General features: G+C 42.5%; 22 protein-coding genes and 1 pseudogene. 21 read left to right on the top strand and 2 right to left on the bottom strand.

Features of this window, described 5'->3' with window-relative positions; genetic code table 11:
* The first annotated feature begins 167 nt into the window (after nt 1-167).
* From NZ583_04000 to cysK, 3 genes are read left to right on the top strand one after another with little or no spacing between them, the layout of a single operon-like run.
* On the top strand, nt 168-1472 hold the full coding sequence (locus NZ583_04000) for a M20/M25/M40 family metallo-hydrolase (GenBank protein MCS7280774.1): 1305 nt from the start codon (nt 168-170) through the stop codon (nt 1470-1472).
* Nucleotides 1469-2062, top strand: coding sequence for an FAD-dependent thymidylate synthase (gene thyX / locus NZ583_03995; protein ID MCS7280773.1), 594 nt, complete (start codon nt 1469-1471; stop codon nt 2060-2062). The genes NZ583_04000 and thyX overlap by 4 nt, the downstream gene beginning before the upstream one ends.
* On the top strand, nt 2059-3081 hold the full coding sequence (gene cysK / locus NZ583_03990; protein MCS7280772.1) for a cysteine synthase A: 1023 nt from the start codon (nt 2059-2061) through the stop codon (nt 3079-3081). The genes thyX and cysK overlap by 4 nt, the downstream gene beginning before the upstream one ends.
* Before the next feature lie 66 nt (nt 3082-3147).
* On the opposite strand, the gene NZ583_03985 is transcribed toward cysK, so the two are convergent.
* Nucleotides 3148-4110 carry an AAA family ATPase gene (locus tag NZ583_03985; protein ID MCS7280771.1) on the bottom strand — a complete coding sequence of 321 codons (963 nt, stop codon included), beginning with the start codon at nt 4108-4110 and terminating at the stop codon, nt 3148-3150.
* A 29-nt stretch (nt 4111-4139) separates the two neighbouring features.
* Here NZ583_03985 and NZ583_03980 point away from each other — a divergent pair, with 29 nt between their 5' ends.
* Genes NZ583_03980 through NZ583_03900 form a run of 17 tightly spaced genes read left to right on the top strand, consistent with a single transcriptional unit; the run spans nt 4140 to nt 22194 of the window.
* Nucleotides 4140-4574 (top strand): hypothetical protein, encoded by a 435-nt coding sequence (locus NZ583_03980; GenBank protein MCS7280770.1) that lies wholly within the window; start codon nt 4140-4142, stop codon nt 4572-4574.
* A complete protein-coding gene (locus tag NZ583_03975) occupies nt 4549-4989 on the top strand; it encodes a hypothetical protein (GenBank protein MCS7280769.1) in 441 nt (146 codons plus the stop codon). The genes NZ583_03980 and NZ583_03975 overlap by 26 nt, the downstream gene beginning before the upstream one ends.
* Nucleotides 4979-5593, top strand: coding sequence for a hypothetical protein (locus tag NZ583_03970; GenBank protein MCS7280768.1), 615 nt, complete (start codon nt 4979-4981; stop codon nt 5591-5593). Before NZ583_03975 ends, NZ583_03970 begins: the two co-directional genes overlap by 11 nt.
* Entirely contained in the window at nt 5580-6473 is an 894-nt protein-coding gene (locus NZ583_03965) for a hypothetical protein (GenBank protein MCS7280767.1), read from the top strand. The genes NZ583_03970 and NZ583_03965 overlap by 14 nt, the downstream gene beginning before the upstream one ends.
* Nucleotides 6474-6491: 18 nt before the next feature.
* The gene (gene pilM / locus NZ583_03960) at nt 6492-8003 is read left to right on the top strand and encodes a pilus assembly protein PilM (protein MCS7280766.1); all 1512 of its coding nucleotides are present in this window, start codon (nt 6492-6494) and stop codon (nt 8001-8003) included.
* On the top strand, nt 7993-8538 hold the full coding sequence (gene pilO / locus NZ583_03955) for a type 4a pilus biogenesis protein PilO (GenBank protein ID MCS7280765.1): 546 nt from the start codon (nt 7993-7995) through the stop codon (nt 8536-8538). The genes pilM and pilO overlap by 11 nt, the downstream gene beginning before the upstream one ends.
* Nucleotides 8535-8996 carry a hypothetical protein gene (locus tag NZ583_03950; GenBank protein ID MCS7280764.1) on the top strand — a complete coding sequence of 154 codons (462 nt, stop codon included), beginning with the start codon at nt 8535-8537 and terminating at the stop codon, nt 8994-8996. The genes pilO and NZ583_03950 overlap by 4 nt, the downstream gene beginning before the upstream one ends.
* A gap of 8 nt (nt 8997-9004) precedes the next feature.
* Nucleotides 9005-10468, top strand: coding sequence for a secretin and TonB N-terminal domain-containing protein (locus NZ583_03945; GenBank protein ID MCS7280763.1), 1464 nt, complete (start codon nt 9005-9007; stop codon nt 10466-10468).
* On the top strand, nt 10465-11526 hold the full coding sequence (locus NZ583_03940; protein MCS7280762.1) for a tetratricopeptide repeat protein: 1062 nt from the start codon (nt 10465-10467) through the stop codon (nt 11524-11526). Before NZ583_03945 ends, NZ583_03940 begins: the two co-directional genes overlap by 4 nt.
* Complete coding sequence (locus NZ583_03935; protein ID MCS7280761.1) at nt 11501-13048, top strand: PilT/PilU family type 4a pilus ATPase; 1548 nt, start codon at nt 11501-11503, stop codon at nt 13046-13048. The genes NZ583_03940 and NZ583_03935 overlap by 26 nt, the downstream gene beginning before the upstream one ends.
* Before the next feature lie 17 nt (nt 13049-13065).
* The gene (locus NZ583_03930; protein ID MCS7280760.1) at nt 13066-14106 is read left to right on the top strand and encodes a type IV pilus twitching motility protein PilT; all 1041 of its coding nucleotides are present in this window, start codon (nt 13066-13068) and stop codon (nt 14104-14106) included.
* Between the two features lie 3 nt (nt 14107-14109).
* Nucleotides 14110-15786, top strand: coding sequence for an ATPase, T2SS/T4P/T4SS family (locus NZ583_03925; GenBank protein MCS7280759.1), 1677 nt, complete (start codon nt 14110-14112; stop codon nt 15784-15786).
* A 3-nt stretch (nt 15787-15789) separates the two neighbouring features.
* A complete protein-coding gene (locus tag NZ583_03920; protein MCS7280758.1) occupies nt 15790-17013 on the top strand; it encodes a type II secretion system F family protein in 1224 nt (407 codons plus the stop codon).
* Nucleotides 17014-18015, top strand: a complete 1002-nt coding sequence (locus NZ583_03915) for a HAMP domain-containing histidine kinase (protein ID MCS7280757.1) — start codon at nt 17014-17016, stop codon at nt 18013-18015.
* Nucleotides 18016-18022: 7 nt separating this feature from the next.
* Nucleotides 18023-19369 (top strand): sigma-54 dependent transcriptional regulator, encoded by a 1347-nt coding sequence (locus NZ583_03910; GenBank protein ID MCS7280756.1) that lies wholly within the window; start codon nt 18023-18025, stop codon nt 19367-19369.
* Between the two features lie 41 nt (nt 19370-19410).
* Nucleotides 19411-20133 (top strand): hypothetical protein, encoded by a 723-nt coding sequence (locus NZ583_03905; GenBank protein ID MCS7280755.1) that lies wholly within the window; start codon nt 19411-19413, stop codon nt 20131-20133.
* Between the two features lie 12 nt (nt 20134-20145).
* Complete coding sequence (locus NZ583_03900) at nt 20146-22194, top strand: 6-pyruvoyl-tetrahydropterin synthase-related protein (GenBank protein MCS7280754.1); 2049 nt, start codon at nt 20146-20148, stop codon at nt 22192-22194.
* 209 nt (nt 22195-22403) lie between these two features.
* Here the strand turns inward: NZ583_03900 and NZ583_03895 are convergent, their stop codons facing one another.
* A complete protein-coding gene (locus NZ583_03895; GenBank protein ID MCS7280753.1) occupies nt 22404-23111 on the bottom strand; it encodes a glycosyltransferase in 708 nt (235 codons plus the stop codon).
* 204 nt (nt 23112-23315) lie between these two features.
* On the opposite strand from NZ583_03895, the pseudogene NZ583_03890 reads away from it, so the two are divergent.
* Nucleotides 23316-23408: pseudogene (locus NZ583_03890) on the top strand (prepilin-type N-terminal cleavage/methylation domain-containing protein).
* The last annotated feature ends 393 nt before the right edge of the window (nt 23409-23801 follow it).

Genomic DNA, 23801 nt, shown 5'->3' with positions numbered 1-23801 from the left:
AAATTGCAAATTTCCTATTGACAAAGTCCGCCTTTTCCAATAAGATGCAAGAAAAATTTGGGAGGTCAAAGATGGCTTGCAAGGCAAAAAGTTCCAAAAAGAGCCAGACTGAGAAGAAGACTTCTACGAAAAAGACGAAGAAGAAGTAGCTTTTAAATTCCGTCTCAATGGAACGTGGTGATCTCATTGAAAGAGCCAGGGAGTTTCTTTGCCTTAAGTCGGTAAACCCTCCAGGAGAAGAAGAGGAGTCCATCCTTTATCTCGAATCTTTTTTAAGGAAAGAAGGAATAGAGACTGAGATCCTAAAAGCCGCCCCAAAACGTGCAAATCTTTATGCCAGAATAAGAGGTAAGCGTTCTGATACGCCTATCGTCATTTTATGCCATGTCGATACTGTTCCTGCAAAACCTGAAGAATGGGAAGTCGACCCTTTTGGCGGAGAAATAAAAGACGGCTATTTATATGGAAGGGGCGCCATAGACATGAAAGTCCCTGCCCTCTGTCAGCTTTTCGCCTTTATAGAATTTGCTAAAGAGGGTCTCGTACCCGAAAGGGATATAGTCTACCTTGCAACCTGCGACGAGGAGACAGGGGGTAAACTTGGTGTAAAGTTGGTTCTTGAAAAAAAGGAATCCCTTGCTAATGCTGAGTTTGTCCTGAGTGAGGGTGGTTTCATAATAAAGGAAGGAGAGGCTTTTCACGCTCAAATATCCGTCACTGAAAAGAAGGTGAGCCAATTCTACCTAAAGGCAAAAGGAACTGGAGGGCATGGTTCAACACCCCACAAGGATAATCCGAATGAAAAGATCATAGAGGCTGCATCAAGAATAATCGCGTATAAGTGGCCGATAAAGCTCTATCCAGTTGCCAGACGTTACATAGACGGAATACTAAAAGGCAGAACGATAAACGGCATGGTTTACAAAGATATAAAAAGTGCACTCAAAAGAAGGTGTTTTTTGAATTTCTTAGATGAAAACCCTGTAATGTCGGCCCTTCTTAAAAACACTGTGACCTGTACGATCCTTAGAGGTGGGGAAAAGGTGAATGTAATACCAACAGAAGCAGAAGCCGCATTCGATGCCCGTATTTTACCGCAGGAGAGGCAAGATAAATTTTATGCAAAGATAAAAAAAATAGTCGGAAAGAACGTTGAAGTCGTTCCGGTTGGAGAATCAACAGCTCAGGCTTTCTATTCGAACTATAATACTAGGTACTTTAAGACACTTGAATCCGAGATAAAGAAAATTTTTGGCCCAATTCCTGTTCTTCCATACATGACAACCGGGGCTACCGATCTTAGGTACTTTAGATCAAGGGGTGTGCCTTCATATGGATTTTTCCCCATAGTTTTGACAAAAGATGAGATAATGAGGATGCACGGTGTGAATGAGAGAATATCCATAGAGAATATCGAGACTGGATACGAGGCAACGAAGAGTATTCTTAGGGCACTCTCTCTTTTAGTTTGAAGAAAGCCTTGAAGGTGGAACTTCTATTTATAACTCCTGACGCGGAAAGACTCATTGAACTTGCAGGTAGAACCGCATACCAGTCATTCGGTAAAATAAAAAAGGGCTCCCATAGAGAGTTTGTCAGAATGTTAAGAAGGAGTGGTCACCATTCGGTTCTGGAACACGCTTATGCTACTTTTAGAATCTCCGGAATTTCAAGGGCATGTTCGCACCAGCTCGTACGGCACAGGTTGTGCTCGTTTACCCAAAAATCTCAAAGATACGTGGACGAGAAGAATTTTTCCTACGTCCTCCCACCATCTATAGAGGAAAATTCCGAAGCAAAAAAGGTCTTTGAAGAGTTCATGGAGACCGCAAAGAAGACCTATGTAAGACTCAAAGAGTTAGGTATAAAGAATGAAGACGCACGATTCGTTCTTCCTAATGCGACTGAAACAGAGATAGTGCTCACCGCAAACTTTAGGGAGCTAAGACACATAATCTCGCTTAGAAAGGCCGAATCTGCCCAGTGGGAAATAAGAAAAGTTGCTGAAGAAATGTTGAAGATTTTAAAGGAACATGCGCCTTCTGTCTTTGAGGATCTATGAAACGAAAAAGAAAATTAACTGAAGATTCAGTCCTTACCCTAAATTACAAAGGTACAGATCTTTTTGGAATCAGACGAGGTATAGCCAATGATATTACATCCCTGGTTGGAAACACGCCCCTTGTAAGACTAAATAAGATAACAAACGGGATCGATGCAGAGATAGTTGCCAAACTTGAGTTTTTTAATCCCTCGGGGAGTTTAAAGGATAGGATAGGCCTCTCTATGGTTCTTAATGCTATAGAAAAAGGGCTTATAAAGAAAGATACAGTTATAGTTGAACCCACAAGCGGAAATACGGGAATTGCACTTGCTTTTGTCTGTGCCGCGAAAGGGATAAGACTCGTTATAACCATGCCGGATAACATGTCTAAAGAGAGGATCGCCCTTCTTGAACTATTAGGCGCCGAAGTAATCCTTACACCCAATTCCAAAGGCATGAGGGGCGCTATCGAAAAGGCCGAGGAGCTCGTAAACGAAAACCCAAACTACATAATGCTAGATCAGTTTAAAAACCCAGCAAACCCTGAAATACATAAAATTACTACGGCAGAAGAGATATGGAGAGATACGGATGGAAGAATTGACATATTCGTGGCGGGTGTTGGAACAGGTGGCACAATAACGGGGGTTGCGGAGGCTTTAAAGCAAAAGAAACCATCGATTAAAATATACGCCGTCGAGCCGGAAGCTTCCGCTGTCCTCTCCGGAGGTTTGCCCGGAAGTCACATCATACAAGGTATTGGTGCTGGGTTCGTACCCGAGGTTCTAAAAATTGAGCTTATAGATCAGATAGTGAAGGTAAAGGATGAGGATGCAATCGGCATGATGAAGAGGCTAATAAGGGAAGAAGGTATACTTGCCGGTATATCTTCCGGGGCAGTAGTGCATGCGGCCTGTGAAATAGGGAAGTTAAAAGAGAACAAAGGCAAAATGATCGTCGCATTATGTGCCGATACGGCAACAAGGTATATCTCACTATTTACCAAAGATAATAGAAGAAAATCGAAAGCTCTCTGATCCTCTTATAGCTTTCTGTCCAAGAATAAGCTTTGAGGCTCTCGTAAAGAAACTCTAAATAGCCAGCTACCTGAGGAGGGCCGTGAAAACCACATTTAACTTTGGAAGGTACGCGTATACTAAACCGAAAATGGCAAGAAGGAGAATAATGATAAGCGGAAGTCTAACCACTTTTCTTCCGTTTCTTGGTAACATAAGGTGCCTTAACGTCTCTTCTTTTGCTGCTTCCTGTACCACCTTTTCGTCTATTATATCCTTCGAGCGAAGATAAAGGAGTAGAAGGACTCTGTCACACAAAAGATTTATGAGCCTCGGATTTCCGCCTGTGTACCTATATATGGCTCTCGACCCACTCTTTTCGATCCTAAGATTCCTTGTAAGCCCTGCCTTATAAAGCCTGTAAGTGACATAAGAGCCAACCTCCTCTTCGTCCAATGGCCGAAGTTCAGTAGCAACGGTTATCCTCTGGGCAAGATACCTCATCTCTTCGTCTTTTAACCGGTCCATAAATTCTTTTTGGGCAAAGAATATGACATGCAGCAGTTTTTCTTTGTCAGTTTCAAAATTCGAAAGGACCCTTATAAAATCGAGTGTGCTATCCGGAAGAAGCTGGGCCTCATCGATTACGCAGACCGTCATCTTCCCATTTTTAAACTCGTTCAGCAAAAAATTCTGGAACCTCTCGTAGAGATCCCGCAATGACTCGCCCTTAGAAAACTGAATCCTAAACTCCCTCATGAGCTCTTGCATAAACTCAAGTTCGGAAAGAATGGGATTTAGAATCAAAGCCGTGTTGTAAGTCCTTGTGTCGAGGCCCGTTATGAACTTCCTCGATGTCATCGTCTTTCCCGTTCCCACATCTCCCAAAACTAAAGCCACGCTCTCTCTCTGCCGCAAAAAGAACCGAAGATAATCAATCACATCCCTATGACTTTTTGATTCGAAGAAGAACTCTTCGTCAGGCGTGAGGCTAAAAGGTTTCTCTTTGAATCCGAAGTATTCGCAGTAGATGGGAAAGTCTTGAGTCACACCCAAATCTTATAATAATGTTTCTCAAAATGGCAAGACTTTGTTATAATTGTATCACTCATTTGACGAAGGGATTCACTCTTACTGAACTTCTGATTCTTATTGCTGCTGTCGCGGTACTCTCTTTGGCGGTCGGGTACAGGTATTTCTCCAAAACCGACTATTTGGCAGAGACAGCCTACGATCAGCTCGTTGCTGACATAAGATCGGTTCAGTTAATCACTATGGGCCAACTGGCAAAAAAAACTGTTCAGTTTTACCCTGGCACCGGTGAGTACTTCATAGATGGTGAGAGAAAAAGACTTCCCGAGGGCACGGTAGTTGAAAGAACAACGCTTCCGGGCAATGCGCTCGTTTTTAACACATTGGGAGAACCCGATTTTCCTGATTCCCATGACCGATACATCTATCTTTCAGGAGGCAAGGCCATAAGAATCTATGCCGTCACCGGAAAGATCGAATAGTTCCGGATTGAGCCTCACTGAGCTTTTAGTCTTCATCGTAGTTGCGGGAATTTTTGTGCCTTTTACATTTATCGCGTACCATACTGTTCTAAAGGACGCGGCAAAACCCGAATCGATCGTTAAAGCCAGATTCCTTGCGGAGTCCAAACTCGAAGAAATAACGAGCAAGTCCTTCGACAGTATCTCCGCCAATGACTGTCCCTCAGGTTACGTGCCTTTCTCTGGTGAGCCCACGTACAGATGGAAGTGTTCTATCAAGTTTGTAAGATACGTCGAATCGGGACAATCGATAACCTTTGTAGAATCCCAAACGGAAACAAAGTACAAACTCATAGAGCTCTACGTTAAAGAACCGAAGGGCGTAGAATTTTTGGTAACCACGCTCGTTTCAAAAAGGCCCCTAGATGAAGAGTAGTACAGGCTTAACGCTTATTGAACTTGTTATTACCGCTCTCCTACTTTCCATCCTTTCGATCTTTTTCTTCGGTTTTTTATACTTCCAGTCCAAGACATACGCAACTTTAGGATCTGCGAGGGAGCTCCATGAAGAGGCTACCTACGCTTTAGAAAGGATAACGAGGGAACTAAGGGACGCAAAAGTAGATATCACACTCCTTGAGCCAAACTTCTTGCCGAACCCAAATGTTCTAGAATCTCAAGCTCTCGTATTTGAACTAGCCCATCCCACTCCAGAAGACCCGCTTCTTCCGGGTCAGACAAAGAAATACGTTATATTTTACTTTCGGGGCAACCGGCTAATGAGGGCTTCCATGGCAGATACGTTTCCAAGACCGCCTTACCCCGAAGGAAAGGTCCTTGTGAGCAATGTGAGTGATTTCAGGGTGAGATACAAAGGGGGAGGAACAAATCAGGATCCTTACTTTGAAATAACGATCAGGCTCCAAAAAGAAGATCTTTCTTTGAGTGTGGCTTCAACGGTATGTCCCAAGAATGTGAAAAATGCGCGCTATTTTAGGGGAAGGAGTTTTCACGGAGGATACGAGGATGTTATCAGATAAAAAAGGAATATCCCTAGTAGTACTTATCGCCATAATTGTCGTAAGCGGAATTCTGGGCGCAGGGGTCGTCTCCTTTATGAGCTCTAAGATGAGATCATATCCAATAGAGGCCAGATCTTTCGAAGCCCTATGCCTTGCGAATGCAGGAATAGAGTTTTCCATAAGGTACGCCCATGATAAGGGGTACTCCTTTATTGAAAATCCACAATCGGTATTTCCGAGGACTATCAACTTAGGAAGGGGTGTAGTTACGGTAAATTACGATCCGAATAGTAACTCTCTTACGAGCACAGCCTCTTCCGGTCTTGGAAAGAGGGAAGTGAGACTTGAAGGATTTACAGGTTACCTCCAAGGAGGGGTAAGCCTATTTCCCAACAATCTCCCCTGTAAGATTCGGGGTCAGGATGACTTTAGAATCCCTATCCTCAATAACACCGGCTCAAAAATTTACATATGGAGAATAGATTTAAGCATTGAGGACAAAAACTGTTCCACATGTCTTTTAAGCATCGCCTTCGAGGAAAAACCGGGAAGACAGGTTTTAGTTTACAGTGCTGAAAACGATACAAGATGCAGAGAAGGCGTCTGTCCTCCCTGCGAAAAGAAAGGTTGTGAAGAGGCGCCCTGTAAGGAGGGAAAAGATAAATGTGTAAGGATTCCGGACACGCGTTATGCGACCCTCTTTTTCAATATAGTCCCTTACTATGAGATGCCAGCTTCAACTGACACCCGAATATCTATCATCCTAAATCTAAAAAGCTGGAACTTCAAAGTTGCCCATCATCTGAAGGTTTTCTGGAAGGACGATCTCGCATCCTCCACCTTTTATGTTTCGAGATTCACTATCGATCCTGAGAAGATCCCGACCTGTGAAAAGTGAAGTATTAAAGGATAGAAAATGCAGATCCTCTCTATAGACATAGGTTCGACTTCCGTAAAGTATGTTATCATTAGGAAAAAAGGTGTAGTCAGGGCAAAAGGCATATATCCTTATTCCGGCTCGTTGGACGATCTCCCATCCATACTTGCGGATATAAAGGAGAAGGAGGGTACGGATTTTGAGATAAGGCTCACGATCACCACAACCGAGATCGTCAAAAGAACCTTCACCCTTCCTCCTCTTCCTAAAGAAGAGCTCAAAGAAGCCGTAAAGTGGTCCCTTCCCAAAGTACTCGGTGAGCCCCTCGATACCTACATATTCCATTACGGCTCAATCGGTCCTGTAGATGAAAAGGGAATAAGAAGGGAGGAGATGTACTTTGTCGGTGTAAAAAGGGAGTTCGTTGAAAGACTCATCGGTATTTTTGAAGAGCAAGGTTTTAAAAATATCTCTCTCATTACCGATCCGCTTGCACCTTATTCCGAGATTGCCAAGGCTCTAAAAAGGGAAAGAAAGAATTTCGGAATAATAGATATAGGCGGGAGGCTAACAGGCCTGTATATTTTTAGAAATAACAGACTCTCTTTTGTCCGGGAGATACTCACAGCCGGCGAAAGCTTTACGGATTCATTAGTAATGGGTCTCGGTCTCAGTTTCGAGGAAGCGGAAACTCTCAAAACTGAAAAAGGGTTTACGCCTGAGACCGAACCCTATCTCCTTCCCCCTCTGGAGAGGCTATCAGGAGAACTCGAAAGGACGATAAACGTTTATAACCAGAGATACCCTACGGAAGTGTGTGAACACCTCTACCTCACCGGCAGGGGTTCCATGATACCTGGGCTCGAAGAACGATTCAAAGAAATGTTGCCTATGAGTGTTGAACCCCTTCTTTTATATGCTGATGTGGAAGAGTCTTTCTTGCCCGCATACTTTGTCGCCCTTACAAAGAAGCCAGAGAAAGTTTTGAATCTCCTTCCTCCCGAAAAAACTGAATGGAAAAGAGATATGAGACTAAAGAGGGTTGGAATCGGCTTGTCCGTTGCTTTGGCTACTGTCTTTCTTTTTCTCTCATTTAGCCTCTACAGTAAACTGAGATTCCTAGAAATTAACCTTAAGGCAGAGACGAAATTACTAAACGAAAAACGGGAGTTTCTTCTTAGGAATACTGGTATTACGCCAGGGAACCTCAGTGAAATGGGGCAGATCTTATCTGAGGCAAAAAAAAAGAATAAAACGTTCGTCTATCTTTTGAAGGCTATCTCAAATCTTACGCCTGAAAGGGTGTATCTAAAGGAACTTGCCTTCGAAAAGGATAAGACCAAAAACGTGTACACCGTTCTTATAAAAGGTTTCGCAGTGGGCGAACCCGCAACCATTGAGGAATCCCTCTTTAGGTTTATCATGCTCCTTGAGAAGCGCGGCATTCTGAAAGACATTCAAGTTTCTGAAAAACGACTGAAAGAGAGTGAAGACCACAAAATTTTGGAGTTTTCCCTTACAGGGATTATGGAGGAAAGAATTGAAGTTTAAGACCGCTTATCTTTATCTTCTCTTTCCCTGTCTCTTCTTAGTCGTATGGCTAGTTACAGTCTACTTCCCTTTCTCATCAAAGATCGAAGGGGGTAAGAAAAAGCTCAAAGAGCTCAAAGATGAAAGAGCAAAGATAGAGAGGGAAACGGAGGTGATTATTAAACTTACTAGTCAAAGAAAGGATATGGAAGGTATGCTAAAGGAGGTCAAGGCTAAAATTCCAGAATTCGGACAGACGCCTTTTTTAATCCGGGAAATAGCTCAGGAGGCAAAAAAAAGGGGGCTTGTTGTAGAAAGTATTACTGGTCTTTTTAATTCCCTGAAGAGTCTAGAAGGAAAGGTGCTCATCTATCCCTCGTTCGAGATAACTGTCAAGGGAAGATTCCTCGATGTTGGAATCTTTTTGGAAAATCTTGAAAAAAACCCTGCCATAAAAGGGGTAGTTAAGGGAAAAATTTCAGTAGATGAAAAGGACAGCAAATATGTGAGGGCTCAGATGGTTCTTGAAATAAAGGCGCTTAAAGGGGAAATATGAAGGTAAGCAAGCCTGTTCTATTTGTATTTTTGGGCTCCGTCCTTTTATCAGTCTATCTTTTTGTTTTTGCTGAGCCGAAAAAAGTCCAGAAGAAAAGTCAAGTAGGTAATGTTCCAGACCCTGTAACTATAACAACTCTCATCAGTCCTCTGCCAGCGATGCCAAAAGTTGAGACACAGGTTTCAATAACCTATTTTGAAAGCTGGGGGCGAGATCCCTTTTACGTGGAAGAGAAAAAAAAGACAAGTTCCGAAGAGGAAAGAAAGATCCCGGATGTACCCATCAAACTTTACGCGATAATCGAGGGGAAAAAAGGTAGGCTGGCCATAATTGGCGATGAGATCGTATCAAAAGGTGATATAATAAAAACCGGAGAGAAGGTGGTGGACATAGGAAGAGAGAGCGTGAGTCTCGAGGGTAAGGGGTCGAGAAGAACAATTTTACTTGAAAAAGAATAGGAGGCACCATGGCAGGGCGCCTTTTTATCACCCTTTTTATAATTTTTTTCCTCTCTTTTTGCGCCACAACTAAAAAAGAAAGAGTTGAAAGGGACAAGATCCAGCCTCCCGAAATCTCTGTCCCCTATCTTCCTCAACCGGAAAGGGAAAAGAAGATAGTCATAGAGGGACCGAGGGAGGTCTTCTCTTTTGCCCTCCGCGAGGCCGATGTAAGAGACGTACTCAAAGCGATAGGCAAACAAACGAACTTTAACGTTGTGATCTCTCCTGAGGTTCAAGGAAAGATAACTGTCGATCTTAAAAACGTGACTCTCGAGAAGGCTCTTGAATACATTCTCGGCCCTTTAAACTTTGCATTCAAGATAGAAGAGAGGACACTTTACGTCTCCAAACCACAGATAGAAACGAAAGTTTATCCTGTAAACTACGTAGCGTTAAGAAAAAGGGGATTAAGTACACTAAGGGGAACGACCGGAACTGAAAGGACGGCGAAAGAAGAGGCGATTCGAATAGAAAGCGAAACAGAGTCCGACATTTTTAAGTTACTAGAAGCGAACTTAAGAGAGTTTTTGTCCCCAGATGGAAAACTGATCCTCAATAAAGAGGCATCTTTGGTTATAGTTATGGATTATCCTAGAAACCAAAAAAACATAGCCCTTTTTCTCGAGGCCTTACAAGCCTCTATTCAAAGACAGGTTATGATTGAGGCAAGGATAATTGAGGTTGAACTTAACGAGGCATCAAAGGAGGGTGTAAACTGGGCTTACATAAACGCAAAATGGAACGATATAAGGATGAATGCTGAACAGATTCTAGTTTCACCTCAAACCAGGTACTTCAACATTCCCAGGGTTCCGGAAGATCAACTCCCTGCCCCACCGAGCCAGTATTTCAGGTTTGGCATAATATCCGGAACGAAGTTTGAGGCTTTTGTGGATCTTTTGAGGACCTACGGCAAGGTAAACATCATCTCCAATCCGAGGATAGCTACCCTCAATAACCAAAGAGCTGTTATTAAAGTTGCGACTGAAGATGTCTTTTTTGAATCCTCAATAGTTGTGACTCCTGGGGCTCCGGCTACGGCGACAACTACGCCGAGATACGTAACAGTTGGTCTTGTACTGGATGTTATTCCTCAGATCGACGGGGATGGAAACATAACGATGAATATCCATCCTGTGCTTACCGAAAAAGTTGGACTTGCACAGTCAACCCAGGCTGGAATGACGGTCACAGCTCCAATTCTTGCCGTAAGGGAGGTCGATACGTTAATTAGGGTAAAAGAGGGTGAATCCGTCGTTATTGGGGGTCTTATAAAGGACAAGACTATAGACAGCGAAACTGGGCTAAAAGGGGCCATGAATCTCCCGCTTATTGGACCGATTTTTAAAACGAAATCTAAAGAAAGAGTTCGGACGGAGCTTGTGATCCTTTTGACGCCTAAGATAGTTTACGGAAAGGAAACATTATGAGTTTTATCCTTGATGTGTTAAAAAAGGCCGAAGAGGAAAGAAAAAAGCTAGAAGCCAGAATCCCCTTTTCGGGTCGTGTCTCTGAGAAAAAAAGGAGAACCCTTTCTTTATCGATCTTCCTTTTACTATTTTTGGGGTTGGCAGCACTCTTTCTCCTTCATAAAGGGCTTAGCACAATTGAGAAGACAAGGATCGAAGAGACACGCGAGATTAGAACCATTCCAGAAGTTGCTAAGGCTCCTAATACGTCTCCTAAAGTCGAAATAGAGAAAGTAGAAAAAAAAGAAATTCCTGCTCAGAAAATTGAACCCGAAAAGAGAGAGATCGCAAAAACCAAACCTATAAAGACCTCTCCTAAATCCAAAAAACCCCCTTCGCGGATGGTTCCAAAAACAGAAAAGGCGGAGGCTTTAGTTCCTCAAAGCGCTGAAAGTTCTTCTTTGGATACGGCAAGGAAGTTAAACGTGGAAAGAATCGACATGGAAAGGTTAAATACACTTTTTGCTGAGGCTCAGATTCTCGCTGAGAAAGGGAAGTTAGAAGAGGCAAAGAGGATATACTATGAGATTCTCGCACAGAAGCAGGATCATGTGGAAGCGTTAAACAATTTAGGTCTCATCTATCTTAAAGAGGGTAGAAAAAAAGAAGCCCTTTCCCTTTTTGGAAGGAGTCTAAGCTTTAAGGCCGATTATCCCAAGGCTTACAACAATATAGGAATTGTCCTTGCGCAAGAAGGGGAAAAGAAACTAGCCGAAGAGTACTTCAAAAAAGCCATCGAACTTGGAGGCGGGATTGAACCGTACATAAATCTTTCGCACTTACTTAGATCCGAAAAGAAATATGCGGAGGCAGAAAGAGTTCTACTTCCACTCATCGAAAAGGGTGTAAGGGATCCAAATCTTTATCTTGCTTTAGCCCTAATAAAAGACGAAAGGGGTGAACACAAAGAGGCCATAAGGTATTATCGGGCCTATTTAAGGGAAGGGGAATCAAAGGAACAAAAAAGGGCTGTTATCGAGAGGTTGAACTATCTTGAGAGGGTTTCTGGAAATAATTGAGAGGGCGAAAAAAGAAGCCGCAAAAAGTATCTTTCTCTTCGAGGGACTTCCTCCGATACTAAAAGCTGACGGACTTAAAAGCCTGAACGGTCGTCCCTTAGAGAGGCGCCATTTGGAGTCATTTCTTGAAAAGAATCTGACTCAATGGCAGAAGGAGAGGTTCATCGCTGAAAAAGAGATAGATTACAGTATTGAGGTCGGTTCTTCGAGACTGAGAGTTAATGGATTTGTAAGATCCGGAGCCCTCGGTTTGGTTTTACGTTTGATCCCGGAAGAGGTTCCCTCCTTTGATGAGTTACTTCTTCCCGAGTTTCTAAAGGAATTTGCTAAAAAAAGACAGGGTCTATTTTTAGTGACAGGAGTTACGGGCTCTGGAAAATCCACAACGCTTGCTTCTCTCATCGAGTTAATAAATAGGGAACGAGCTTGCCACATAGTCACGATCGAGGATCCTATAGAATTCGTATTTAAGCCAAAAAGCTCGATTATAAGCCAAAGGGAAGTGGGAAGGGATACAAAATCGTTCAATGAAGCTCTAAAAAGGGTATTGAGGGAAGATCCTGATGTGATCCTTGTCGGAGAAATAAGGGATAGAGAGTCTATGAAGGTAACAATAGAGCTTGCTGAAACTGGTCATCTCGTCTTTTCGACGCTCCATACGAGAGACGCAGTGCAGACACTCAATCGAATAATCGATTTTTTTCCAGACGAACAGAAGAGCGCCATTTATGCCCAACTTGCCAATGTCCTTTTAGGCATATGCTCCCAAAGGCTTATTCCTAGAATCGACAAGAAAGGGTACGTATGCGCCTGTGAAGTTCTTACGGTTACTGACGGGGTTAGAAATCTCATCCGCGAAGGAAAGATTCACCAGGTTCCATCTCTCATGGAGTCCCAAAAAAAAGAGGGCATGATAAAGTTTGACGACTCTATCTTAGAACTTGCGAAAAAAGGCTATATCCCCATTCCTGAAGCTTTAGAACAGGCTCGAGAAGAAAAGGTTTTCATAGAAAAGATAAGAGAGGTAAGACCCACAACATCCGCCTCTTATAGAAAGAGGGGAACCCTAAGTATAGAAAAGCAAAACGTTCTTTATCAGATCGACTCTTCTGAAATGCAATTTTTGGATTCTTCTGGCTTTTTGATGTACACCCCGTCGGGCCTCCTTTTTATGGAAGGTCAGTTCTATAAAGCTGTGGACAGAAATTTCATAATCGATTACTCAATAATACACGGTAAAAAGGACGGTTTTACACTTAAAGCTTTTTTCTCAATGGAGTATCTCATAAAGGATGTCCGGGTCGTAAAGCCTGGCTATTCCTTTGGGATATTTCTAACCTTTTCTACATCAGAGCAAATTGAGTTTCCGAATCCTCCTTTAGAGCTCATTCTGGATGAAGACTGGCATTCCGTCACAATAAATATACCCCGCAATTTTTCTGGTCAGGTAGTGAGGATAGTGGGAGTCCACTTCGATAGCGATATAAAGCAGATCTTTCTGAGGAATATGAGATTTTTCTGAGGAGGTACCGATTGGCACTGAGTATTATCGAGCTTCTGGAAGAAACTGTGAGGAAAGGCGCCTCGGATCTACATCTTATTGAGAATCTGCCCCCTACATTTAGAATTGATGGCGATCTTGTACCTATGCGATCGGGGCCTTTGACTTCATCGGATCTTACTTCATTTCTAGAGGAATTGCTGACAAGAGAAAAAAAGAAGAAGTTTTTTGAGGAAAAAGAGCTCGATTTTGCGTACGAATTCAAAGGGAGGGCCAGGTTTAGAATAAACGTTTATATGCAAAGGGGCAGTATCGCTTTAGCAATCCGTTGTATTCCTTATAGGATACCGAGACTTGAGGATTTAGGCCTACCTCCCATACTTAGAGATCTTACGCGCAGACAGAGCGGGCTTATTCTAGTTACCGGTCCTACCGGCTCTGGAAAGTCCACCACCCTGGCTTCTATGATAAATCAAATAAACGAGGAAAGGTCTGTCCACATTGTTACGGTTGAGGATCCCATAGAGTACGTATACATTCCCCAAAAGTCTGTCATCTCTCAAAGGGAGGTTGGAGAGGACACCCATTCTTTTGCAAATGCCTTAAAGCATGTCCTAAGGCAGGATCCTGATGTCATTCTCATCGGTGAAATGAGGGATCTTGAAACGATGCAAGCGGCTATAACCGCGGCCGAAACAGGCCATCTCGTATTCTCCACACTCCATACGACCTCTGCTCCCCAAACTGTTGACAGGATAATCGATGTCTTTCCGCCCCATCAACAAGCGCAGATACGCTCCCAGCTCTCGATAACACTTGAAGCAGTAGTAAGCCAAAGACTTCTAAAAAGAGTCGGTGGTGGAAGGATTCCGGCATGTGAGATCCTTATCTGTACACCTGCCATAAGGAACTTGATAAGGGAGGGAAAGACATATCAGCTGTACTCCGCCATGGAACTTGGAAGGGAGTATGGTATGCAAACGATGGAAGACTCTTTAAGTGAGCTTTTGCGGAAAAGACAGATCACTAAAGAAGAAGCCACCTTCGTTGCAAGGATAGTCGAGTACGTGAGAGCATAAATTATGCCAAGAAAGAGATTGGGGGAGATCCTTATTGATGCAGGAAAATTAAAAGAGGAAGAACTTACAAGGGCTATCTCGGAGCAAAGAAAATACGGAGAAAAATTGGGAAGAATCCTTGTTAGAATGGGGATTCTGACTGAAAAAGACATTGTCGATGCCTTAACAAAACAGCTTAAAGTTCCGGTTGTGAATTTGGACGATCTTGAGATCGACGCCGATGTCCTAAAGCTTGTGCCGCCAGATCTTGCAAAAACGTACACCATAATTCCGATAGGGAGAAAGTCAAACGTGCTTAGAATTGCAACCGCAGACCCCCTTGATATTGCAGCTTTAGACGAAATATCTCGTATAACGAAGATGGAGATTGAAGTGTTCCTCACAACTGAATCCCAGATAAAAAGGGCATTGCAAAAGTATTACGGGATTAAGACATTGGTTGAGGAGACTCTGGAAGAGATAACGAAAAAAGAAGAAGTAGAAGAAATCAAAGAGGAAATTGAAACACAAGTCCTTGATGTTTCAGAGGAGGAACCGGTTATCAGGTTCGTAAATAGCCTAATATCGCAAGCCATATCCGATAATGCCTCGGACGTGCACATAGAGCCGTATGAAAAATTCATGAGAATAAGGATGAGGATAGACGGGAAACTTAGAGAGATACCATCGCCTCCAAAGAAGATGTACCTTCCCATTGTTTCGAGAATAAAGATCATGGCAAACATGGATATAGCAAAGACGAGGATTCCGCAAGATGGAAGGTTCGACGTGAAAGAGGATGGAAAAGAGGTGAGTATCAGAGTCTCAACTTATCCTTCGATTTACGGAGAAAAAGTAGTTATGAGACTTCTTGATAAGACAGCATCGCTTTACGGAATAGATAGGATCGGTCTTCTCGACCAAGATGTGGAAAGACTAAAAAGGGTCATCAAAAAGCCTTACGGTTTCATTTTGGCCACAGGTCCTACAGGCTCCGGAAAAACTACAACTCTCTACGCCATTCTCAATTATTTGAACACCGAGGAAAAAAACATCGTAACTATAGAGGATCCTGTTGAGTACACGATTGAAAACATAACGCAGGCTCAGATAAATGTAAAAGCTGGGTTTACATTCGACCAGGGCTTAAGGGCTATCTTAAGGCAGGACCCTGATATAATAATGGTAGGTGAGATAAGGGATAGAGAAACGGCAGAGGTTGCGATTCATGCAGCGCTCACTGGCCATATCGTTCTTTCGACTTTCCACACAAACGATGCGCCATCCGCACTGACAAGACTAATAGAGATGGGGATTGAGCCTTTTCTCGTAGCATCCTCCGTCACATGTGTTATAGCTCAAAGGCTTATTCGCAGGCTTTGCAATGAATGCAAAGAGATTTACAGTCCGCCTAAAGAAGTACTCATAAAGCACGGGCTTCCCGATGATATTTCTATCTTCAGACCGAAGGGATGTCCTAACTGCAAAGATACGGGGTACAGAGGAAGAATAGGTATCTTTGAGATCTTGATCATGGATGAACATTTAAGGGAGCTTGTCATGAGAAAGGCCTCAAGCGATGCGATAAGAAATGTGGCAAAAGAAAGGGGAATGACTGAGATGAAGGAGGATGCTTTAAAGAAAGTGGCCTTTGGAATTACAAGTCTCGAGGAAGCTCTGTCCTCTGTCCAGGTGGATTAAACTATGCCTAGATTCTTCTATAGAGCAAGAGACGAAAAAGGAAGTCTGATTGTAGGCTCAATGGAGGCTGATACAAAGGTACTTGTGTATTCTCAGCTTGACAGCATGGGTCTTATTCCTGTGTCAGTTGTTGAAGAGAGGTCTTTTTTAGACTTAAAGGAGGTTTTGGTCCGCTTTCAGAAAGTAAAGGACGATGACCTTATCTTCTTCACAAGACAGCTTCAGACCGTTATAAGATCCGGTATTCCTCTAATTTCCGGTCTTAGGGGCCTCGAAGAACAGACGGCCAATTTGAAGCTGAAAAGAGCCATAAGACAGATCTCTCAGGATATCGACAGGGGAATGAGTCTATCGGATGCCATCTCAAAGCACAAGGATATCTTTTCCGAGCTTTATATAAGCATGGTAAGAGCCGGAGAGGTTGGGGGTGTCCTCGATGACGTACTGGAAAGACTTGCAGGTATCCTCGAATTCCAGATGAAGACCAAAGAGATGCTTAAAAGTGCCATGCGCTATCCTTTAATGGTCTCTTTAGGAATCGCAGTTGCTTTTTTCGTACTTGTAACCTTTGTAATTCCTCGTTTTGCAGCACTCTTTCAGGGCTTCAAAATGGAACTTCCCCTTCCTACGAGAATGATGCTTTTAATAAACAGTCTGGTCCAGACTTACGGCCCCTTAATTTTTCCTCTTCTCGTTCTTTTAGGGATCGTCCTATACTTTTACAGTCGTACTCCTACTGGTAGACTCTTATTCGATAGGCTGAAACTTAAAATTCCAATCATAGGCCCTATACTATTGAAGATCTGCATGAGCAGGTTTGCTTATATGTTCGAGAACATGATAAGGGCTGGTGTTCCCATAATGAGAACATTTGAGGTCGTCTCAAAGACAGTTGGAAACGAATTTATCGCCCAAAAGATAACTGAGATAAGCACGAAAATAGAGAAAGGGAGGGGTATCTCCAAGCCTTTAAAAGAGAGTGGGATCTTTCCCACACTCGTTGTTCATCTAGTCCAAACAGGAGAAGAAACGGGTGCCCTCGAGGAGATGCTAAAAGAGGTATCGACCCATTACGATCGTGAAGTCACATACTCAATAAGCCGCCTTTCTGCATGGATAGAGCCCATTATGACGGCAACCTTATCTATTATGATTCTCTTTCTCGCTCTGGCAGTGCTTATGCCCTGGTGGAATATGATACAGGCCGTAAGGATGACGGGAGGATGATTGCGGCTTTTTAGAGACCCCAAAAATTTAAGATATAACATAACAACCCTTGTGCCTGTCTTAGTCTTTCTCGTTTGCATTCTTATTGGCCTTTTCACTCTAAATGTAGCAGCTTACGTTTCGTATCCCGAAATTCTTCTACTAGGAATATCAGCAGTTTGTGCTTTTCTTGTGTTTCTTGTCCTTTTTGCCATGACAGCTCCCATAAAAGACATGGTGAGAAAATTGGATAGCTTATATGGTCTAGGCCCGAAAAAGATGAAAGGAAGAATGATAGAGATTTACGAATTGATCGAAAAGCTTGTGGCAGAGGCAAAGCTAAACGCATCCAAGACCGAAAACGAGCATAAGATTGCCACCATCGAGAGACTCGAATATATAATTCCCCTTGGCTTTATGGCACTCGTTATAGCCCATGAGGTGAGAAATCCACTAAGTACTGTCGTTGGAATGGCACAGCTTCTTTTGGAGAAGGCGGACCCCGAAGAGGAACTCTATCTTAGAAGGATTCTTGAGGCCACAAAAAGGATAGATGCCTTCACGAAAGAGCTTTTAGACTTTACAGACACAGAGCCTTCAATTGAAGAATTTGATCTTACTCATGTAGTAGAAGAGGCGTACGAATCTCTGAAGAGAGAATTTCCTACTGTCCGCTCAACTTTTCTTGCTGAAAAACATGCCCATTTCGTAGGCGACAAAAATAAGATCTACCAAGCAGTATACAACATTATAAAAAATGCGTTTGAGGCTGAAAGGAATGCTGGGTATCTGCAGGTAAAAATAGAGGACGGTGATCCCATCTCTATCTCCGTATATAACCAAAGCTCAAAAATCGGCGAAGAGGAGAAAAAACTTCTATTTCGACCTTTCTATACTACAAAAAAAGAGGGTCGTGGGCTTGGCCTCTTTATTGCCGAAAAGAATGTAAAGCTTCACAATGGTCACATAGAGGTCAATACTGATGGAGGAACTGAATTTAGAATAGTGCTTCCGAAGAGGTAAGGATCAATTGAAAGAGATCATACTTATCGAGGATGACAGCGGAGTTAGGTTCTTCATAGAGGAAGCGTTACGACGGGAAGGCCATAGAGTCCTCTCCTTCGAAAGCTACGAGAAAGCAAGTTCGTCCATTAAAGAAGATACGGATCTTGTACTCATCGACATAAAGCTTCCTGGTATAGATGGCCTTTCTGCGATAGAGGAGATAAAAAGGTTTACGGATGCTCCTATCATAGTTATCACAGCGTACGGAACCAAAAAGAACGCCATGCTTGCTATCGAAAAGGGAGCTATTGACTTTTTTGTGAAACCCATCTCTCTTGAAGAGCTCAAAGTAGTTGTAAAAAGGGCACTCGCAAAAAGGGAAATTGAGAAGGAGGCAAAGTTAAAAAAGAAGGAATGGCATGATGCTACCACTTACCACGGTATAGTTGTTAAAAGCGAAATGATGAAAGAAGTCATAAGGCTTGCCGAAAGAGTTGCGGAGACAGATGTTCCCGTTCTGATAACGGGGGAGACTGGTGTTGGAAAGGAAGTTGTAGCTAGACTCATCCACAAACTGTCTAACAGGAAGGGGGAATTTGTTCCGGTAAATTGCGCATCCATCCCCGAAACCCTTCTCGAAAGCGAACTTTTCGGCTTCGAAAAAGGAGCATTTACAGGTGCGGTCCGTGAAAAAAAGGGTAAATTTGAGTTGGCGGAGAAAGGTACGCTCTTTTTAGACGAAATCGGAGAGATGGGTCCTAATTTGCAGGCAAAGATACTTAGGGTCGTTGAAACAAAGGAGCTAGAAAGGCTTGGAAGCACGAAAAAAGTTAAGCTTGATGTGAGAATCATATCCGCCACAAATAAAAATCTCATAGAAGCCATGGGCGAAGGAAAATTCAGGCCGGACCTTTACTACAGACTTTCAGGTGTTGTGATAGATGTGCCTCCTTTGCGGAAGAGAAAAGAAGACATAGGTCCGTTGATCGACCATTTTCTTTTGGAGCTTGAAAAGGATCTGGGGAGGAAGCTTGGAATATCAAAAGAGGCTAAAGAATACCTTCTCAACTACGCGTGGCCAGGAAATGTAAGGGAGCTTTTGGCCTGTTTAAAAAGCGCGGTTTCGGTATCTGAAGATGGCTATGTCACCCTAGAAGATCTCCCGATACACATGAGGGAAAGAACGAAGAAACATTACACGGAAGGGACTTCCCTCGATGAGCAGATAGAAGAACTGGAGAGGAAACGTATAATTGAGGCATTAAAGGCTACAAAGGGGAATCAGAAAAAGGCAGCCTCCATTTTAGGTATCTCGGAAAGAAGCATCTGGTATAGAATAAAAAAGCACGGTATAGACGTTTCCAACCTGTAATGGTACAGAAATTGCTTAAAGATTACCCAAGTAAAGTCCGGATGGTTAACAAAAGAGGAATAACTCTAATAGAGCTTCTCATAATCATAGTCAGCATTGGGATACTTTCCTATGTGGCTTTCATTAAGTATTTGGACTTCACAAAAAGTGCCGCATACGCCCAGGCAAATAAGATCTGTTCCGCCTTAAGGAGTGCAAATTCAATCCTTTATGCCAGATCCGCTTTTTTGGGTCCCAATTACTCTTATACGATGGGGGATCTTTTATCCCAGATCGATCTTGGTGCGGAGATAGTGAGTTTTAGTGACCTAACACTGGAAGTCAGGATAAAAAAATACACGTTTGCTTATCGAATGGATCGACCTGGATCTTCTTTGGCTTATCCAAATATAGAGTGTCCGGTAGAAGAGGTACCGACAACGACTACAACGACAACTACTTCTACGACTACGACTACAACAACTACGACTACAACCACAACAACCACTACAACGACTACGACTACAACCACAACTACTACTACAACTACGACTACAACCACAACAACTACCACAACGACTACAACGACAACGACGACGACTACCCTTACACCCTGTAGGAACTGTGGCTATTACAGCTCTCTTGCTGAATGTCTGAATTTGTGCGACGGTCTCTGTAGTCCTGTGAAGTGTGGCAACAATCGAAACTGCTGGTTTTGTCGTCCACAGATTGGGCCTATACCGCCTCCCGAAATACCGCCACCTAAGCCACCTGAAATTTTTTGAACTCCATTTGTCATGGTTTTTAGTTTTTTCGTTCTTGCGGGAATTTTTGCTTACCTTTTTGCAACGTTTAACCCGAACCTTATCTTTTTAGAAACTATCCCTGCAGGCGGTGATACGCCTTCCCATTACATGGCTTTCAAGTACATGAAGGAGTATCTTTTACCGAATGGTAAGATCATGGGTTATTTTATGGGTAATTACGCTGGATTTCCGATATTTTACCATTACTTTCCTCTGCCATTTTTTTTAGCATCCATGCTTTCTGAATTTCTGCCTCCTCAAGTTGCTTTTAAACTTACGACGATTCTAGGTTCGCTTTTTTTGCCGATTGCGACTTATCTTTTATTTTCACTTCTTGGGTTTGAAAGGTCGATCTGCCTTTTCTCCTCAATTCTTTCGCTTTATTTCCTCTTTAACGAAGAAAACACGATGTGGGGAGGAAACATACCTTCTACCCTTGCCGGAGAATTCGCATTTTCTTTCAGTTTTTCAGTTTTTGTGGCCCTTTTGGGTTTTATCTTTTACGGCATTGAAAAAGAAAGACACCTCATCCTTAACTCAGTTCTTTTCGCCATCATGGGTCTCAGTCACGGTTACACACTTTTTACCTTTCTTCTTATTAGCACATTCTTTCTTCTAAAAAGGACCCCTATTAAAGAGCTTCTCTACCTTTTCAAGTTCTACCTTTTGGGAGTCGGATTTATGGCGTACTGGTTCATCCCCTTCCTTTACAATTTGCCTTACACTACACCTTTTATGTTTAAGTGGCATTTTGGATCGATAAGGGAAGTCCTTCCTCCACACATGGTGCCTTTTTTTGCCTTGTCTTTTGCTGCCTTTTTTTACTTCTTTAAAGAAAAGAGTGTACGTTTCCTCCTTTATTCTTTTTCCGTCTCAGTTTTTCTCTATTTTATCGCGTATCCAATAGGGCTCGGAGACATAAGGTTTTTGACCTTTGCCCAGTACTTTTTGCTTTTGCCCTCTGTTTTGTGGACAAAAAGACTTGGCATCGCAAAGATGAAGTACGTCATTCTGTTTTTTCTTTTTACTGCAGTCTTTTTGAGGTTCAACACGACCTACATACCCAAATGGATCGAGTGGAACTATTCTGGAATTGAAAGTAAACCTGCATATCCTGAGCTTGTGAGAATATTTGAAAAGCTCAAAGAACTACACGACGGTGGAAGGGTCGTCTACGAGCACTCTTTAAGCTACGACAAGTATGGCACGGTCCGCATATTTGAACTTATGAAGATGTTTACGGGAAGGGATACGCTTGAAGGGCTCTACATGCAGTCTTCCATCACTTCGCCTTACGTCTTTTACATCCAGTCAGAGATATCAAAGGAAATATCCGCTCCTTTCTGGCAGTATCCTGTGGCAAACCTCGACTTAAAAACCGCATCTATGCATCTATCGATGTTTGGAGTAACCCACTACATAGTAAAAAGCGACAAAGTAAAGGAGGAAATTAGGAAGTTTCCGGACTACTACGAGCCTTTGGCAAAAATCGGCGATATAGAGATATACAAGGTTAAGACAACAGACTACATTCTCGTAAAGCCTGTAACGATGGAACCTGTAGTTTACAGGGGTAAAAATTGGAAGAAGGACTTTTACGAATGGTTTAAAGATCCTCAAAACTTGGATGTTCCCTTGATACTCGCCGAAAAAGATGATGTAAGGTTTAGACTCGAAACAGAAGATATAAAAAACATACCGCGAAGACCGCTTTGCTTTCCGCTTAGCCGATTCACGATAAGGGTCACTCAGAGACCGGAAGAGATTCAGTTTGAGACCCCTCTTATAGGCCACCCACATCTAGTGAGGGTAAGCTACCATCCTCTTTTTCGGGTGGAGGGAGCAAAAAAAGTATATCTTTGCGCGCCATCCTTCATGCTTGTTATTCCAGAAAGTGGCTTCGTATCTATAAAATTTGACAGATCTTGGATTCACACGATGGGAGATCTATATTTTTTTCTCTCCCTCGGCTTTCTCGTAATTTTAGTCCTTAAAAAACGCACATCAAGATTAAACGGCCATCCATCTACCAGAATTTGATCTTCTGAAATAAAAAAGGCACAAAACTTGCTAGGAAGTTAATTGCTCATTTTTATGGGAAAAAGGGTTAATTGGATTGATCTTCTTACCGTTCTTGGACTTATTGGAATGGGCCTTCTCTGTCTTATAGCTATCCTTGAATACTTGGAACTTACAAAAAAGCCCCTCTTTTGATTTGCGCTTTTTAGCACGTAAATTGCGTGCCCGCACTATGGTTTTTTTAAAACTTTACCAAGTCTCAGCTTTGAAACCATGTAAGATCTATAAAAGATTTCGGATAAGAGACTGAAGCGGCTCTTCCTTTTGTCGTCGCAAAAAACAGGAATCTCGATAATTCTTTCACCCTTCTTATAGGCGGCATATATGAGTGAGAGGACGTAGTTTGTGCGGTCATCTATGAGTCTTATATTCTCCAAAAGGAAGCTCTTTCTAAATGCCTTTCCTCCTATAGAATAATCGCTATAAGGGAGACCGAGGATTAATTGGACAAACCGAACAAATAAGGACCCAGCAAAGACTCTTAAGATATTTCTTTGGTCTTTCCCCCTTTTCTTTGATCCTATAACGACCGTATAACTGTCAAGAAGACTTGCTGCTTCTTCTATGAAGGAAAGATTGATCGAAAGGTCGATATCGATAAACACTACATTTTCATATCTGAACTCAAAAAGCGCCCTTTTTAAAGCGTATCCAGGTCCTCTTTTAGGGACTGTGTAAAACCTAACCTCTTTATACTTTTTCATTAAATCTCTTCCAATTTCAGATGTACTGTCTGTTGAACCATTATCGACTATGACTATTTCGTAGGTGAAGTGTCTCCTTGAAAGGTAGGATTTTACGATCTCAGTGTTAGTTTCTAATAGATCCTCTTCGTTGAATACGGGAATAAAAAGGCTAAAAGGTTTCAATGGTTCCATATTATATCTCAAATTTTTTGCCACTTTGGATCATAAGATGGCTTTTTTGGCCGAAAAATAGAGCGTAGCTACAATTTTTGTTGACGGTCTCAAAAAATTGTGGCAAAAATTCGTAGTCAAACTGGTAACAGGTTTAACTCATTAGGCTCCAAGGAGGGAATAAAAATTGCAAAGTAAGAGACAAAAAACTAAACGGAGGTTTCCATGAGAAACACAAAGGGTTTTACTTTGATTGAGCTCATAATCATTATTATCATCCTCGGAATCCTTGCGGCCATTGCGATTCCCAGATATTTGGATCTAAGAAAACATGCAGCAGATGCGACGGCAGATGCTATCTTAGGAGCCCTTCGCGGTGCGGAGACTATACTCTTTTCAAACTATCTCCTCAAAGGCACAACCTATACTTTAAGAGATGTTGTCCTTTCCGCACAGGTTGAAGGTGCCTCTGTCACATGGCACAGTGCTGGTACGGGTGGAACAATAACTGTCGGCGGCTCAACATACCTCTTCACCTACACAGCTGGAGGAACGGACAGACCGGGTCAGTTTGGGAAGGGATGGTAGGATAGCTTTACAGCAAGACTCTTATATCAAAAGGAGGTTAACGATGAACGTTCGATCAAAGAAAGGGTTTACATTAATCGAACTGATAGTGGCCATTATCATTCTCGGGATTTTGGCAGCAGT

The organism is Thermodesulfobacteriota bacterium, assembly GCA_025062045.1.
In the GTDB taxonomy this organism is placed as follows: Bacteria; Desulfobacterota; Syntrophorhabdia; order Syntrophorhabdales; family JANXAF01; genus JANXAF01.
Note: the sequence above shows the minus strand (reverse complement) of the source record. Positions and strands in the feature narration are given on the sequence as shown.